Origin of the sequence: Dokdonella sp. (assembly GCF_017744955.1) — a bacterium.
Taxonomy (GTDB): Bacteria; Pseudomonadota; Gammaproteobacteria; order Xanthomonadales; family Rhodanobacteraceae; genus Dokdonella_A.
Map to the genome: position 1 here is coordinate 65,187 of NZ_JAGIAG010000001.1, position 15,304 is coordinate 80,490.

Sequence of the window (15,304 nt, forward strand, 5' to 3'; positions counted from 1 at the left end):
ACGATCGCGGAAGAAGCGCACCGCCGACCTCGTCGATGCGCGCGCCGTGCCACGGCCGACCGATGGATCTCGATTGCTCCGCGAGGCCCGACGCCGAGCGCGCGGCCCCCGCCCCACCGCTACGGCGATGCCGGCGGCGGCGAAGCCAGCTCGTTTTCCGGCGCGGCGAACAGCCGTGCGCTGAAGCGGTCCGGCACCAGCGCGACGGTGCCGTCGACTTCGACGTAGCGGTCGCCGTGGATCGCGTCGGTGGTGCCGAACCTCAACGCGACGCCGTCGAGCAGCAGGCTCGCCAGCGGCGGATCGAGACCGAGTTTCTTCGGATCCAGCGCGCCGGCGGCATGGCGGTAGCGCACCGGCGCGGTCGCGATCGCGACCAGCTTGTCGACCGCCTCGGCGTCGGCGTCCTGCGCGTAGGGTTCGAGCATGCGCCAGCGTCCGTCGCGCTTCTCGAAGCGGCGCGAGGTGCAGCCCTGGCAGGCGACCGCGACGCTGCGCACCGCCGCCGGGTCGATCGCGGTCAGCGGCTCGGCCACCAGCGAACGCTCGTGGCGCAACTGCGCGTAGACCGCCGCGCCGAGCACGGCGACGAGCGCAGACAGGAACCACAGGGTACGCGTGCGCCGTCGCATCGTCGGCTACTCGGCCGCTTTCGCCGGCGCGCGTTCGCCGATCAGCGCGCAGCGCAGCACGATCGGCTTGCGCAGCGCGACGGCGAGGCGGTCCTCGAAGAAGTCGCAGTCGAGCACGTTGTCCGGCAGCGACTTTCGCGCGGAGAACACGTTGATGTTGACGCGCGGCCCGGCCGGCCCGATCGAGGCGAGCGTGGCTGCGTCGAACGCGGGCGGCGCGATGCGCACGCGGCCGGCCTTGGCGAGCTGCCGATCGACGACGCCGAGCGCGACGCGGCCGTCCTCGGCGGCCGCGCGGCGGGCCGACTCGTTATTCGGATCGCCGAAGAACACCGCCGACAGGCCGATCGACTCGTGCGCGCCGGCCAGCTTGGCGGCCGCGCGCTTCGTCAGGCGGACGCTGACGTCGATCGACGCGCCCGGCTTCTTCGCGGCCTGTTCCGCCGCGTTCGCCGCGCCGCTCGCCACCAGCACGAGCACGCATCCCCAGAGGAGTCGGCTGTTCATCGGCGGCCTCCGTCGTCCACGCGCGGCCTGCGCTACCGCCGCCGGCGCCAGGCGATCAACGCGCCGCTGCCGGCGAGCAGCAGCGGCAGCCCGATCAGGAAGAACAGGCCGAGTCCGCTCAGCTGTGCCGGCGAGAGAGCCAGCGCGCGATCCGGCGCGCTGCGCTCGGCCACCGCGATCTGCGCGTCGTCGCCGAGCAGCCAGTCGAACACGCGCTGGCCGAAGTCGCGGTTGCCGCCGTTGCCGAGGAAGCTGTTGGAGAGGAAATCGCCGTCGCCGATCACCACCGCGCGCTGTTCGCGCCGGTCCGGCCGCGGCGACACGCGCGTCAGCGCGAAGCCGAGGTCGAGCGGACCGGGAATCTCGCCGGCCGCCGTGTCCTGGCGGATCGTGTCGGCGCTTTCGCCGGCCTTCGGGATCGCGCCGGTCTCGTTCCAGGACTGCGCGCTCGACCGCAGGAGCGGCTGCGCGTCCCAGCGCGCCTCGGCCAGCCGCGCCAGCGCCGCCGGCTGCGGGAACAGCGTGGTCAGCGCGAAGTCGCGCGTGATCGCGTGCGGCGGGTACTGCATGATCGCGACGAAGCTCGGATCGCCGAGGCCGAAGGCCTGTCCGCTGCCGTCCACCAGGGTGCCGGGCAGCACGCGCAGGCCGAGCGCGGTGGCGAGTGCGTCGAGCCCGCCGCCGTCCTGCAGCGCGCGCTCGTCCGGCTCGACCAGCCACAGCAAGGCGCCGCCGCCGTCGAGGTAGTCGACCAGCTCCGCCGCCACCGCCGCCGGCAATGCGACCTGCGGATTGGCGACGACCACGAGATCGGTGTTCTGCGGCACCTTGCCGAGGTTCGCCAGCGGCAGCGGCACCGCGCGCAGGCCGCGCCCGGCCAGCGCGCCGACGAACTGGCCGAGATCCGCGTTCGCCTTGCCGAGCGGCTGGCGCTCGCCCTCGCCTTCGAGGAACGCGACGATGCGCTCCTGCGCGCGCGACAGGCGCAGCAGCGCGTTCGAGAACTCCGCTTCGCCGAGCACCTTCAGGCGTTCGCTGCGATTCTTGTAGCGCAGCTCCATCTCGCCGTCGACGGTGACGCCCGCCGCGCGCATCGCGCCGGGATCCTCGTCCGGATCGATGAAGCGCAGCGTCAGGTCCGGCTTCACGCGGCGGTAGCGCTCGACGAAATCGGCGATGACCGCGCGCAGCCCACCCTGGCGGCGCGCGTAGCTGATCGCCTCGACCGGCGTGTCGAGCGCATGCAGCATCGCCACCGATTCGGCACCGAGGCTGGCGCCGCGTTCGCGGCTCCAGTCGGCGACGACGGCGTAGCGGGTGCTGAGGAAGGCGATCGCCGCTGCGGCGGCGAGCACCAGCGCGGCGTGGAGGAGCATGCCGAAGCGTTCGCGCATCAGTCGGCGCCTGTGCGCAAGGTGTCGAGGCGGCGCGTCGCCAGCGCCAGCGCGACGACGACGATCAGCACGAAGTAGACGACGTCGACGCTGCCGACCAGGCCGAGCAGGAACGGCTGCAGATGCGTCGGCAAGGCGAGATAGTTGATCGCCGAATTCTCCACGCCTTGCAGGCGCGCGCCGGCGTCGATCGCGGCGAGCAGGCTGTTGATCGCCAGCGCGGCCGCCGCGGCCAGCGCCGGCTGTGCGGTCCATGCCGAGCAGGCCAGGCCGATCGCGCACAGCGCAGCGGCGTACAGCGCGAGGCCGACCGACGCGGCGGCGAGCTTGCCGTAATCGAGCGCAGTGCCGGCACCGAGCGCGAGCGGCATCAGCGCGACCAGCGCAGTCAGCGCCAGCACGAAACCGAGCGCACCGGCGTACTTGCCGAGCACGATGCGCGCATTGCCGACGCCGCTGGCGAGCAGCAGCGGCAGCGTCTGCGCGCGGCGTTCGCCGGCGAATGCGCGCATCGTCACCAGCGGCACCAGCAGCACCAGCAACGTCGACCAGCTGCGCAGCAGCGGCACCGCGACCAGGTCGGTCACGCCCGGCGCGTTCTTCAGGCCGCCGAGCTTCGGCGCGAGATCGACGAAGGCGTCGAGCGAGAGCAGGAACTGCCAGGCCATCAGCGCGACCGCGACCGCGGCCAGCGTCCAGGCGAAGCGCTGCACCGCGAGGCGGCGCCATTCGTGCCGCGCGATCAGCGCGACGGCGTTCAAGCGGCCTGCTCCGGCAGATCGGCGGCGGCGATCGCCAGGAAGGTGCGTTCGAGCGACCCATCCTCGATGCGCAGTTCCCGCAAGCCGAAACCGCGTTCGACCGCGGCGCGCGCGAACGCCTCCACCGCGATGCCCGATTGCAGGCGCAGACGCCAATGATGCGCGTCGATCGCCTCGGCGGTGGCGACCGCGCCGAGCGATTGCCAGTCGACCACGTGCAGGGCTCTGGCGACGCCGACGCGCAGCGCCGCCTCGGCGCCGGCGTCGACCGGCCCGCTGTGGCGCAACTCGCCGCGATGCAGGATCGCGACGCGATCGCAGCAGGCGGCGACGTCCGGCAGCACGTGCGTCGACAGCACGACGGCGTGCTCCTCGCCGAGACCGCGCACCAGACCGCGCAGCTTCAGCGCCTGCACCGGATCGAGTCCGGAGGCCGGCTCGTCGAGCACGATCAGCTCCGGCTCGTGCACGATCGCCTGGGCCAGGCCGACGCGCTGGCGGAAGCCTTTGGACAGCGCGGCGATCGGCCGCCGGCGCACCTCGCCCAGTTCGCAGCGCTCGATCGCGCGCTCGACCGCAGCGGCGACGGCGCCGCGGGCGAGTCCGCGCAGGCGCGCGCAGAAGGCGAGGAATTCGACCGGCGTCAGCTCGGCGTGCAGCGGCGGTACTTCCGGCAGGTAGCCGATGCGCCGACGCGCGAGCTCCGGACGTTCGTACAGATCCTCGCCGCCGACGCGCACGCGGCCGCCGCTCGGCGCGAGCACGCCGGCGATCATGCGCAAGGTCGTGCTCTTGCCGGCGCCGTTGACGCCGAGCAGGCCGAGCACTTCGCCGCGACGCAGTTCCAGATCGAGTCCGCGCACGACCGTGCGTCCGGCCAGGACGCACCCGACGTCGTCGAGGGAAAGCGTGGGGGCAGCGGGGTTCACGACGCGGCGATCGGCCAAGCACGGCGGGCGGGACGCGATTGTTCCGGTTCGGGGCCGGCGGCGGCAAGACGCGCGTGCGCCGATTGTGCGGATTTCCGCATGCGCGTCGGCCTTTTCCTGCTCTCGGCGCCCGCGCCCGCGTCGGACCATGGTCGTCGGCGAGCTTCGACTGGGGGGTTCGCCGCACGCATCCGAGAACATTCGAGGGGAAAGGGTGAAAAGCTTTCCGCTACGCACTCGCGTCGCGCAAGCGATGTGCCTGGCGTTGTTTCCGCTCGCGCTGTCGGCTCAGCAGGCCACCACGTCCGACGACACCGCCGCCGACACGCAGACGCTGGGGAAGGTCGAAGTCACCGGCTCGCGCCCGATGCGGAAAGCGCGCGCGACCGATGCGCGAACGAACGCCATGCCCCTGCGCCCGTCGAGCATCTCAATCGGCGAACGGCCGATCGATCGCGATCGACGGCGGCGTGAACCATTGCGCGCCGTTCTCGGTGACGTGGAAATGGTCTTCGAGGCGGATGCCGAACCGTCCCGGCACCACGATCATCGGCTCGTCGCTGCAGCACATGCCGGGTTCGAGCGCGGTGCGATCGCCGCGCACCAGGTACGGCGCCTCGTGGATCGCGAAGCCGCAGCCGTGGCCCGTGCGATGCGGCACGCCCGGCAGGCGATAGTCCGGGCCGAGGCCGGCGGCTTCGATCACGTCGCGCGCGGCGCGGTCGACGGCTTCGCACGGCACGCCGGGGCGCACCGCGTCGAATGCGGCCTGCTGCGCGGCGCGCTCGAGCGCCCAGATGCGTCGCTGGTCGGCGTCGGCCGCGCCGAAGATCCAGGTGCGCGTGACGTCGGAGTGGTAGCCCTCGACGCGACAGCCGGTGTCGATCAGCACGAGATCGCCTTCGCGCAGATGCTGCACGCCCGGCACACCGTGCGGGAACGCGGTGGCGTGGCCGAATTGCACGATGCAGAACGTCGAGCCGTCATCGGCGCCGAGCGCGCGATGCGCTTCGTCGATGAAGCGCACGAACTCGTCGGTGCCGACGCCCTCGCGCGCGAGCCCGGCGGCAAGGCGCTGCACGAACAAGGTCATGTCGCAGGCCTGCTGCATCAGCGCCAGTTCGGCCGGCGACTTGCGCATGCGGCAGCCGTCGACGATCGCGCCGGCCGAGGCGATCGCGGCGGCGTCCAGGTGCGCGAGGAGTCCGGCGTGCACGCGAAACGGCGCTTCCGGATCCAGCGCCAGCGTGCGCGCGCCGCGTTCGGTCATCGCCTGCGCGACGAGCGCGTGCGGATCCTCGTGCTCCTCCCACAAGCGCTTGACGACCGCGATGCGCAGTACCGCGTCGAGCGAACCTTCCTCGAACGCCGGGCAGACCAGCACCGGGTCGCCGTCCTGCGTCAGCAGCATCGCGACCAGGCGTTCGCTCATGCCCCACGGCACGCCGGTGAACCAGCGCAGCGTGGTGCCGGCGGTGACCAGCAGCGCGTCGACGCCGCGTTCGCGCATCAGCCGACGCGCGCGTTCCAGCCGCTGCTGGTACTCGGCGGGGGCGATCGGCGGTGCGCGGTGCCGCCACGGCGCGAGTCGCGCATGCGCGTCGGCGAGCGTGAGGTGTCCGATCTGCGTGGTCATGGCGCGGCTCCGACGTCGGCAAGGGTCGAGTGTCCGTCAATCCGGCGCACGATGCCGCCGGGATTCTCGTCGCGCAGCTCGGACGGCAGCAGCGCATCCGGCACGTTGTCGTAGGCGTGCAGCGCGGCGAAGCGATGGATCGAGGCCGGCAGGCCGACCGCCGTGAAGCCCGGATGCGTCGCGGCGGGATACGGGCCGCCGTGCTGCTGCGCCGGGCTGACCAGCACGCCGGTCGGCATCTTGTTCGCGATCAGGCGCCCGACGCGCGGGCGCAGCACCGCGGCCAGCGTCTGCCAGAGCGCGTCGTCGCTGCCGCCGACGGCGCGATAGATCGTGCCGGTGAGTTGACCTTCGAGCGCGCGTGCGACCGCCTGCATCTGCGCGAGGTTCGCGCAGCGCACCAGCAGGCTGGCCGGACCGAACGCTTCGGTCTGCAACACGTGTGCCGCACGCAGGAAGTCGTCGGCCGCGACCTGCAGCAAGGTCGGCGCGTAGCGAACGCCTTCCCCGGACGCGGTGCCGCCGCACAGCGGCGTCGCGCCGCCCTTGCACAATGCCGCGAGCGAACGCTCCAGCGAAGCCAGCACGGCGCGCGACAGCAGCAGCATCGGCGTGGCCGCGGCAAAGCGCGCCTGCGCCGCCGCGACGAACGCATCGCCCGCCGCGCCCGGCGGCACCGCGACGAGGCCCGGATTGGTGCAGAACTGGCCGCTGCCGAGCAGGCACGAGGCGGCGAACTCCTCCGCCAGCGCCTCGCCGCGCTCGGCCAGCGCGCCGGGCAGCAGGAACACGGGATTCAGGCTCGACAGCTCGCCGTAGAACGGAATGCCGGCGCGATCGGCGGCCTGCTTCAACGCCAGACCGCCGGCGCGGCTGCCGGTGAACGCGATCGCGCCGAGGCGTGCGTCGCCGGCGAGATCGAGGCCGAACGCCGGCTCGAAGTCGTAGAGCAGTTGCACCGTCGCCGGCGGCAGGCCGGCTTCGGCGGCGGCGCGGTGCGCGTGTTCGGCCAGGCGCCGGCTGGTCGCCGGATGCGAGGGATGCGCTTTCGCGATCACGGGATTGCGCGCGGCGATCGCCGCGGCGAAATCGCCGCCGGACACCGCGTTGAACGCGAACGGAAAGTTGTTCGGCCCGAAGATCAGCACCGGTTTGCCGAGCGGCGCGAAATGCGAACGCAGCCCGGCGGCGGTGTCGATGGCCGGCTGCGTCCAGGCGTATTCGCGCGCGGCGCGCGCCGCCTGCCGCAGCTGGCTCGAGGTGCGCGGCAGCTCGTTGCCGCGCAGCCGCGTCGGCGCAGGCAGCGCGGTTTCCGCGTGCGCGAGCTCGACCAGCGCCTCGGCATCCGTGTCGATCGCGACGGCATACGCGTCGAGGAACGCGGCGACGCGCGCCGGCTCGGCGGCCGCCAGCACCGTCGCCGCGTCGGCGGCCGCGGCGACGGCTTCCTCGAGATCCGCCGCGCCGTTGCGCGGGAATTCCGGCCCGATCGCCTGCCCGCTCGCCGGATCGACGGCGCGGAAGCTGCCGGCGTGGTCGCGCGCGGCGCGCCAGCGGCCGGCGACGAGCAGCGGCGCGACGACGGCCATCTCAGCGGCCTCGCGTGGCGATCGCGCGGTCGATGATCGCCAGCGCCTGTTCGCGCTCGGCACCTTCGACGACGAGGCGCGGCGCGCGCACGCGTTCGCTGCCGAGATCCATGCGCTCCTGCATCAGTTTGATCAGCTGCACGAACTTCGGCACCGTATCCATGCGCAGCAGCGGCAGCGACCACTCGTACAGCGCGCGCGCCGCCGCGTAGCCGCCGCTGCGCGCCTGCTCGAACAAGCGCACGGCCTCTTCCGGAAACGCATTGACGGTGCCGGCGATCCAGCCTTCGGCGCCCATCGCGATGCCTTCGACGATCGCGTCGTCCATGCCGACCAGCAGCACCAGCCGGTCGCCAATCCGCTCGCGGATCGCGGCGAAGCGGCGCACGTCGCCGGAGGATTCCTTCACCGCCTGCACGTTGGGGAACTCGGTCGCGAACTCGGCGATCTGCGCCGGCGTGAAGTCGGTCTTGTAGGCGATCGGGTTGTTGTAGAGCAGCACCGGCAGCTCGGTCGCGCCGATCACCGCGCGCACGTGCGCGCGCATTTCGTGCCAGTCGCTGGAATACACGTACGGCGGCAGCACCATCAGGCCGCGCGCGCCGGCGTCGCGCACCGCGCGCGCCAGCGTCACGGCCTCGTGCGTGGACAGCGCGGCGATGCCCGGCACCACCGGCACGCGATCGCCGACCGCGGCGACCAGCGTGCGCACGATCGCGATCTTCTCCTCGAAGCCGAGCGTCGCGCCCTCGCCGAGCGAGCCGAGCGGCACGATGCCGGTGCTGCCGGCGTCGACCAGACGTCTGGCGTGTTCGGCGAGGAAGGCGTGATCGACATCGCCGTCGGCGGCGAACGGCGTGGTGATGGCCGGCAGGACGCCGCGCCAGAACGATGCATTGCTCATCAGACTTCACCTTGCGAAGGTTCGTGGAAGCAAGCCTCCGCCAGCGCGGCCAGCCGCATCGGGAAGATCGGCGGTCGCGTGGCGGTGGCGGAAAGGGATGGCGCGGGCAGGCCGAGTTCGCGCAGCGCGGCGCCGCAGACGCGGCCCTGGCAGGCGCCCATGCCGCAGCGCGTGACGAGGCGGATCTGCCGCGGATCGGCGTGCGCCTGCACGGACGACAGCGCGACGTCCTCGCAGCGGCAGACGAGCGTGTCCGCGGCGGCGAGCGCGCGAGCGCGCGGCCGCAGCGCGAACTGCCGTCGCAGCAGATCGGCGAACGCGCGCGCCTGCCGGCGACGCCACCGCAGCGCTTGGGTGGCCTGCGGCGCGCCGGCAGCGAAGTGGCCGGCCATCGCGCCTTCGACGCGTGCGCAGTCGAGTCCGCCGATGCCGAGCGCTTCGCCGGCGGCGTACACGCCGTGGCGACTCGTGCGGAGGTCGTCGTCGACGGCGATGTGCGGATGCGTGCCGGAATCGTCCAGCCGGCAGCCGAGCACGCGCGCCAGCTCGACGTTCGGCACCAGGCCCCAGCCGGCCGCGAGCAGGTCGCAGGCGATGCGTCGGCGGCCTGTGCGGGTTTCGATCTCGACTTCGCGCAGCGATTCCTCGCCGTGCGCGGCAACGACCAGACTGCCGCTGCGATACGGCACGTCGAACAACTTCAGGCGCAGCGCGGCGGCCTGCGCGAGCTTGCCCGGCCAGCGCGGGAGGCGCGCCGCGAATCCGCGCAGCGCAGCCGGCCCGGCTTGTTCGTGGATGCCGAACACGCATGCGCCGTGGCGCTTCAGCGTCGCCGCGGCGGCGAGCAGCAGCGGACCGCTGCCGGCGACGAGGACGCGCTTGCCGGCGACCGGCCATCCCTGCTTCGCCAGCGCCTGCAGGCCGCCCGCGCCGGTCACGCCGGGCAAGGTCCAGCCGGGGAACGGCAGCAGCAGTTCGCGCGCGCCGGTGGCGAGAACGAGCGCGCGCCAGCGCAGCGACATCGGACCGTCGGCGCCTTCACCGTGCAGCACGCGATCTTCCGCCAAGGCGATCTCGCAGCCGCCGAGCCAGGCGATGCCGGCGGCGGCGAGGCCGGCGATCTGCACGCGCGCGCGCTTCGGCGCGCCGAAGCGCAGGTCGTGGCGCCAGACCTGTCCTCCGGCGCGCAGTTGTGCGTCGACCAGGCCGACTTTCGCGCCGTGCGACGCGGCCGCATGCGCGGCGGCGAGTCCGGCGGGGCCGGCGCCGACGACGAGCACCTCGAAGTCGCGCACCCTCACACTTGCGTCTCCACCCGCATGCCCGCGCGCGCCGACGTCGTGCATGCGCGCTGCTGCGCGACGCCGTCGATCGTCACGCGGCATTCGAAGCACACGCCCATGCCGCAGACCGGCGCGCGCGCGTGCCCGCCGGGCGAGAAACGGAAGGTCGCGCGCACGTGGGCGACGGCGGCAGCGACGCTGGCGCCTTCGGGAACTTCGACGCGCACGCCGTCGACGTCGAGCGCGACCGTGTTCATCGCAGGTCCGTCTTCATGCCGCCGCGCGCAAGACGCGATCCGGGCGATACGGCGCGAGATCCAGCGCCGGACGCAAGCCGAGGAAAGCGTCGACGACCAGACGCGCGCTGCCCGGCGCGGCGGTGATGCCGAGCCCTTCGTGGCCGGCCGCGACCCAGACGCCGCGCCGGCCCGGCACCGCGCCGAGATACGGCAGGCCGTCCGGCGTGGCTGGACGGAAGCCGCTCCAGGCGCGGATCGCGCGCCGTTCGCGCAGTGCCGGCACGAAGTCGAACGCGCGGCGCAGCATGCGTTGTAGCAGCGAAGACGACACCGCGGCATCGGTCGCGTCGTACTCGCGCGAGGAGCCGATCAGCAGCTGGCCGTTCGGACGCGGCTGCACGTTGAACGAGACGCTGGCGGCGTCGCTACCGTGGGCGGCATCGGCGTAGCCCATCTCGATGAGCTGGTGCCGCACCATCGGCGCATGGCGGTCGGTGACGACGAGCTGGCCCTTGCGCGCGCGCATCGGCAGCTCGGGCAGCAGTTCCGGCAGCGCGGCACCGGTCGCGACGAGCACGGGTCCGCGCAAGGCACGGCCGTCGGCGAGGTGCACGCCGTCGTCGGTCAGCTGTTCGGCGCGAACGCCGGCGAAGAGTTCGGCGCCGTCGCGGCAAGCGTCGGCGATCAGATGCCAGGCCAGGCGCGGCGGATAGACGACCGCGTCGCCGGGCACGCGCAGGCCGCCGTGGAATCCGGCGGCGAGCGACGGTTCGAGCGCGTACAGGCCATGCGGGTCGACCGCTTCGGCGTCGACGCCGGCGGCGGCGAGTTCGGCCCTGCGCGCGGGAATCCGCGCGCGCTCCTCTTCGCTGCTCGCGATCCACAGCGAGCCGCAGCGGTGGAATTCGGCTTCCGGCCGATCGGCCCAGCGTTCCCACAGGCTCCGCGAGTACGCGCACAGGGCAAGTTCGGCCGCATCGCCGTCCATCGCGACGAGGTGGCCCATCGCCGCGGAAGTCGCGCCGCCGCCGATCGTGCCGGACTCGACCACCGCCACGCGCAGACCCGCCGCGGCCGCCGCCTCGACGCAGGCGGCGCCGACGAGTCCGGCACCGATCACGATGAGGTCGTGGCGCGTCGTCAACGCGCGTTCTCCGGCGTGATGCCCCAGGCGAACGGGTCGCTTGGGTCGATCCGCAGGGTCGCGCGCGCGGTGATCCAGGCGCGCCCGCAGACGCGCGGCAGGATGCCTCGTTCGCCACGCCGGTACGAGGCTTCGAACGCGCTGCCGAGGATGCCCTGCTGCACCCAGGCCTCGCCCTCGGCGAGCTTGCCGTCGGCGGCGAGGCAGGCCAGCTTCGCGCTGGTGCCGGTGCCGCACGGCGAGCGGTCGTAGGCGAGGCCGGGGCAGAGCACGTAGTTGCGCGGTACGCCGCTGCCGTCGGGCGCGGTCGCGTTGATCTCGATGTGGTCGATCTCGCCGTCCGCGCCGGCGACGCCGTCGCGTTCGAGCGCGAGGCGGATCGCCTCGGCGTAGGCACCGAGCGCGCGCTGGTTCGCCAGCGTCAGCGCGCACGGCGCCTGCTCGGTGAGGAAGAACCAGTTGCCGCCCCAGGCGACGTCGCCGCGCACGCGACCGTAGCCCGGCACCTCGATCGCGACGTCGTGTCGGTGGCGCCAGCTCTCGACGTTGTCGACGGCGACGCGGCCATCGTCGAACAGCTCCACGCCGACCGTGCCGACCGGCGTCTCGATGCGGTGCGTGCCCGGTCCGATGCGGCCGAGTTCGGCCAGCGTGCGCACCACGCCGATGGTGCCGTGGCCGCACATGCCGAGATAGCCGACGTTGTTGAAGAAGATCACGCCGGCGCAGGCGGACGGATCGCGCGGCGGCAGCAGCACGGCGCCGACCATCGTGTCCGAGCCGCGCGGCTCGCAGGCCAGCGCGCTGCGCCAGCCGTCGTACTCGCGGCGGAAGCGCGCGCGGCGCTCGGCCAGGCTGCCGTCGCCGAGGTCCGGAAAGCCGGAGACGACGACACGGGTCGGTTCGCCCGCCGTGTGGGAGTCGATGACGTCGACGGTTCGCATTCGATCATGCTCCCATCGGCGCTCGCCGAGCGACTAGTGACGGAAACGGGACTCCGATGCGGATCTCGGCACAATGACCTTTCGTGCGATCGCAGGGCGCCGACCCTGCGCTAGCATCCGAAACGTCCTTTCCGGAGCGCTCGTTCGATGCATACCGGCCTCTCTCCGCTCGAAGTGCAGCACCTGTTCGACGCGCTCGGCGACACGGTGTTTTTCGTCAAGGACGAGGAGGGACGCTACACGCACTGCAACCTCACCCTGGTGCAGCGGCTCGGGCGCAAGCGCCGCAGCGACGTGATCGGGCGTTCGCCGGCGGAGGTGTTTCCCGCACCGCTCGGGCAGCGCTACGTGCTGCAGGACCGGCAGGTGCTCGACGGCGAGCCGATCGCCGACCGGCTGGAGGTGCATCTGTATCCGAACCGGCGGCCGGGCTGGTGCCTGACGCTGAAGCGCCCGCTCCTCGTCGACGGCCGCGTCCGCGGCCTGATCGGCGTCTCGCGCGATCTCGGCAAGCCGAACAGCCGGCATTCCGCGTTCGCCAAGCTCGACCAGGTCGTCGCGCACATGCGCGCGCATTTCGACGGCAACCCGCGCATGCCGGAACTGGCACGAGTCGCCGGCCTGTCGCTGGCCCAGCTCGAACGGCATTTCCGCCACGTCTTCCAGATCACCCCGCAGCAGTACCTGATCAAGCTGCGCATCGAGCGCGCGATGCGCCTGCTGCACGAGGAGGACAGCATCGCCGAGGTCGGCCAGCGCTGCGGCTTCAGCGACCAGAGCGCGTTCGCGCGCCAGTTCAAGGCGACGGTCGGGATGACGCCGAGCGACTACCGTTCGCTCAAACATTTGTTCGATACGTCCCGCCCGGAGGGCGCCGAAACCGCGGCGGACGAGCGGCCAGGTCCAAGCCGCTCACAAAACTTGATTCCGCGCAATGGCAGCGCCATATCGGCCCGCGTATAGTGCGCTTCCACTTCTTCCTCCCGCAGTACCCCGACATGCCCGACTCTCTTCTTTCCTTCGCCGCGCGAGGGCTGACGCAAGGCTCCTGGGGCACCTGGATCGTCTACATGCTGGTCGTGACCCAGCTGACGATCTTCACGGTGACCTTGTACCTGCACCGCAGCCAGACGCATCGCGGCGTCGACTTCCATCCCGTGCTGGCGCACTTCTTCCGCTTCTGGTCGTGGATCTCGACCGGCATGGTCACCAAGGAATGGGTCGCGATCCATCGCAAGCACCACGCCAAGGTCGAGACACAAGAAGATCCGCACAGCCCGCAGGTCTACGGCATCAAGAAGGTGTTCTGGGACGGCGTGGGCCTCTATCGCGACGCCAGCCACAATCTCGACGACATGGAGAAGTACGGCCGCGGCACGCCGGACGACTGGATCGAGCGCCACGTCTACACGCCGCGCGCGTACTGGGGTCCGGCGCTGATGCTGGTGATCAACATGGCCCTGTTCGGCGTCGTCGGCATCGCGGTGTGGGCGATCCAGATGATCTGGATTCCGTTCTGGGCGGCCGGCTTCGTCAACGGCATCGGCCACTGGTGGGGCTACCGCAATTTCGAATCGGCCGACACCTCGACCAACCTGTCGCCGTGGGGCATCTGGATCGGCGGCGAAGAGCTGCACAACAACCACCACGCGTTCCCGAGCTCGGCCAAGTTCGCGCTGCGCAAGTGGGAGTTCGACATCGGCTGGGCCGCGATCCGCCTGTTCGAGACGCTGCGCCTGTCCAAGGTCCTGCGCGTCGCGCCGACGCTGGACGTGCGCCCGAACATGCACCTGCCCGATGCCGATACGGTCAAGGCCGTGCTGTCGCACCGCTTCCACGTGATGAGCGACTACTTCCGCGGCGTCATCGCGCCGACGCTGCGCGAGGAAGCCGGCAAGGCCGGCGCCGGCATCGCCGCGCTGCCGCGCAAGCTGCGCAAGGCGCTCGGCAACGGCGGCCGCTGGCTCGACGCCTCCTCGCGCGAGCGCATGACCGCATTCACCGAGAAGCATCCGCAGCTGCGCACGGTGTGCGAGTTCCGCGCACGCCTGGCCGCGCTGACCGAGCGCAACGGCCGCAACGCCGACGGCATGCTCGACGGCCTCAAGGACTGGTGCCGCGAAGCCGAGGCGACCGGCATCCGCACCCTGGCGGAGTTCGCCGCGCGCCTGAAGGGCTATCGGCTCGCGGGCGACCCGGGCTGAGCGACAGCCTTTCCGCAGCCACGAAAAAGCCCGCCTCGCGCGGGCTTTTTCATGTCATCGGATGCCGGCGGCGGCGCCGAAGCCCCGCCGCGGGAAATCCTTCAAGCGCGCGTTTCCTCACGCGGCAACAGTGTCTCGAGCACCCAGCGTCCGGCGGGGCCGAGCGGCGTGTCGCGCCGATGGACGGCGAAAAGCGGCTTGCTGCGCCGGCGGTGCCGGCGATCTTCCAGATCCAGCTCGACGAGACGCCCGAGGCCGAGATCGTCCTCCACGAAGCTGTACGGCATGAAGCCCCAGCCCAGGCCGGCGAGGAGCATGATTCTCTTGGAGCCGAGATCCGAGGTGAGAATCCGCCGGTTGGAAAAGACCGAGATCGTGCGGCCGCTGGTCCTGCCGCTGTGGTCGGTCAGCACGATCTGCGTATGTTCCGCGAGTTCGTCTTCGGGAATGCCGTGCTGCCGGGCGAGCGCATGGCCGGGCGCCGCCACCGGCACGAGGACGATGTCCGGCAGGACGTGGCTGATCAGCTCCGGCTCGACGTCAGGCATTCCCTGCACGCCCAGGTCGTAGCCGCCGTTGAGCACGCGCTCGGGAACGCCGCCGAGCACGTCGGTGCACAGCCGCAGGACGACCCCTGGGAACGCCTGCTGGAAATCCGTCACCAGGCTCACGAGCTTCGCCGTGGGAAACATCACGTCGAGGACGACGGACAGCTCCGCCTCGAGCCCCCGCGTCATCCCCAACGCGCGGACCTTCAGCTGATCGGCGCGAGCGAGCACGTCGCGCGCGTCGACGAGCAGCGCGCGTCCGTGAACGGTCATCTTCGGCTTCCAGCCGCTGCGATCGAACAGTGGCAGGCCCAGCGTGCTTTCCAGGCTCGCGATGGCGGCACTCACGGCCGATTGCGCCCTATGGAGCTGCCGCGCAGCCGCGGAAAAGCTTCCGTAGTCGGCGATCGCGACGAAAACCCGCAGATGGTCCAGGCTCAGAGCATCCAACATGATCGGAAATGGAGATGGAGACCATATGGATTTTATCACTTCCGGCCTTGGAGGCCTTGTCATAAAGTCGCGCGCTCGGGTCTGAAGCAGCGTCGCGAAACAGCAGGGAAGCGGGGAAACAAGCGCTTGAGAGGCAC

Annotated in this window: 14 protein-coding genes and 1 pseudogene; 2 read left to right on the forward strand and 13 right to left on the reverse strand. The window is 71.8% G+C overall.

Annotation, left to right across the window (positions count from 1 at the left end; genetic code table 11):
• Nucleotides 1-119: 119 nt before the first annotated feature.
• The 12 genes from J7520_RS00280 to J7520_RS00335 form a co-directional block, all read right to left on the reverse strand.
• Entirely contained in the window at nt 120-632 is a 513-nt protein-coding gene (locus J7520_RS00280) for a hypothetical protein (RefSeq protein ID WP_291182609.1), read from the reverse strand.
• 6 nt (nt 633-638) lie between these two features.
• Nucleotides 639-1,139 (reverse strand): hypothetical protein, encoded by a 501-nt coding sequence (locus J7520_RS00285; protein WP_291182611.1) that lies wholly within the window; start codon nt 1,137-1,139, stop codon nt 639-641.
• A gap of 32 nt (nt 1,140-1,171) precedes the next feature.
• Nucleotides 1,172-2,515: a Gldg family protein gene (locus tag J7520_RS00290; protein WP_291182612.1), complete on the reverse strand. Its 1,344-nt coding sequence runs from the start codon at nt 2,513-2,515 to the stop codon at nt 1,172-1,174.
• Nucleotides 2,516-2,532: 17 nt separating this feature from the next.
• Nucleotides 2,533-3,294: an ABC transporter permease subunit gene (locus J7520_RS00295; RefSeq protein WP_291182614.1), complete on the reverse strand. Its 762-nt coding sequence runs from the start codon at nt 3,292-3,294 to the stop codon at nt 2,533-2,535.
• Nucleotides 3,291-4,223: an ABC transporter ATP-binding protein gene (locus J7520_RS00300; RefSeq protein ID WP_291182616.1), complete on the reverse strand. Its 933-nt coding sequence runs from the start codon at nt 4,221-4,223 to the stop codon at nt 3,291-3,293. The genes J7520_RS00295 and J7520_RS00300 overlap by 4 nt, the downstream gene beginning before the upstream one ends.
• Nucleotides 4,224-4,653: 430 nt before the next feature.
• Nucleotides 4,654-5,859, reverse strand: coding sequence for a Xaa-Pro peptidase family protein (locus J7520_RS00305; protein ID WP_291182618.1), 1,206 nt, complete (start codon nt 5,857-5,859; stop codon nt 4,654-4,656).
• Nucleotides 5,856-7,448 carry an aldehyde dehydrogenase family protein gene (locus J7520_RS00310; RefSeq protein WP_291182620.1) on the reverse strand — a complete coding sequence of 531 codons (1,593 nt, stop codon included), beginning with the start codon at nt 7,446-7,448 and terminating at the stop codon, nt 5,856-5,858. Before J7520_RS00310 ends, J7520_RS00305 begins: the two co-directional genes overlap by 4 nt.
• A gap of 1 nt (nt 7,449) precedes the next feature.
• On the reverse strand, nt 7,450-8,352 hold the full coding sequence (locus J7520_RS00315; RefSeq protein ID WP_291182622.1) for a dihydrodipicolinate synthase family protein: 903 nt from the start codon (nt 8,350-8,352) through the stop codon (nt 7,450-7,452).
• Complete coding sequence (locus J7520_RS00320) at nt 8,352-9,698, reverse strand: FAD/NAD(P)-binding oxidoreductase (RefSeq protein WP_291182624.1); 1,347 nt, start codon at nt 9,696-9,698, stop codon at nt 8,352-8,354. Before J7520_RS00320 ends, J7520_RS00315 begins: the two co-directional genes overlap by 1 nt.
• Nucleotides 9,650-9,892 (reverse strand): 2Fe-2S iron-sulfur cluster-binding protein, encoded by a 243-nt coding sequence (locus J7520_RS00325; RefSeq protein WP_291182626.1) that lies wholly within the window; start codon nt 9,890-9,892, stop codon nt 9,650-9,652. The genes J7520_RS00320 and J7520_RS00325 overlap by 49 nt, the downstream gene beginning before the upstream one ends.
• Before the next feature lie 13 nt (nt 9,893-9,905).
• A complete protein-coding gene (locus tag J7520_RS00330; RefSeq protein ID WP_291182628.1) occupies nt 9,906-11,018 on the reverse strand; it encodes an FAD-dependent oxidoreductase in 1,113 nt (370 codons plus the stop codon).
• The gene (locus tag J7520_RS00335; protein ID WP_291182630.1) at nt 11,015-11,962 is read right to left on the reverse strand and encodes a proline racemase family protein; all 948 of its coding nucleotides are present in this window, start codon (nt 11,960-11,962) and stop codon (nt 11,015-11,017) included. The genes J7520_RS00330 and J7520_RS00335 overlap by 4 nt, the downstream gene beginning before the upstream one ends.
• Nucleotides 11,963-12,109: 147 nt before the next feature.
• Between J7520_RS00335 and J7520_RS00340 the strand changes: the two are divergent.
• Nucleotides 12,110-12,805, forward strand: a pseudogene (locus tag J7520_RS00340) (AraC family transcriptional regulator); the annotation flags it as partial.
• A 155-nt stretch (nt 12,806-12,960) separates the two neighbouring features.
• Entirely contained in the window at nt 12,961-14,166 is a 1,206-nt protein-coding gene (locus tag J7520_RS00345; protein ID WP_291182632.1) for a fatty acid desaturase, read from the forward strand.
• Nucleotides 14,167-14,267: 101 nt separating this feature from the next.
• On the opposite strand, the gene J7520_RS00350 is transcribed toward J7520_RS00345, so the two are convergent.
• On the reverse strand, nt 14,268-15,167 hold the full coding sequence (locus J7520_RS00350) for a LysR family transcriptional regulator (RefSeq protein ID WP_291182634.1): 900 nt from the start codon (nt 15,165-15,167) through the stop codon (nt 14,268-14,270).
• Nucleotides 15,168-15,304 lie beyond the last annotated feature (137 nt).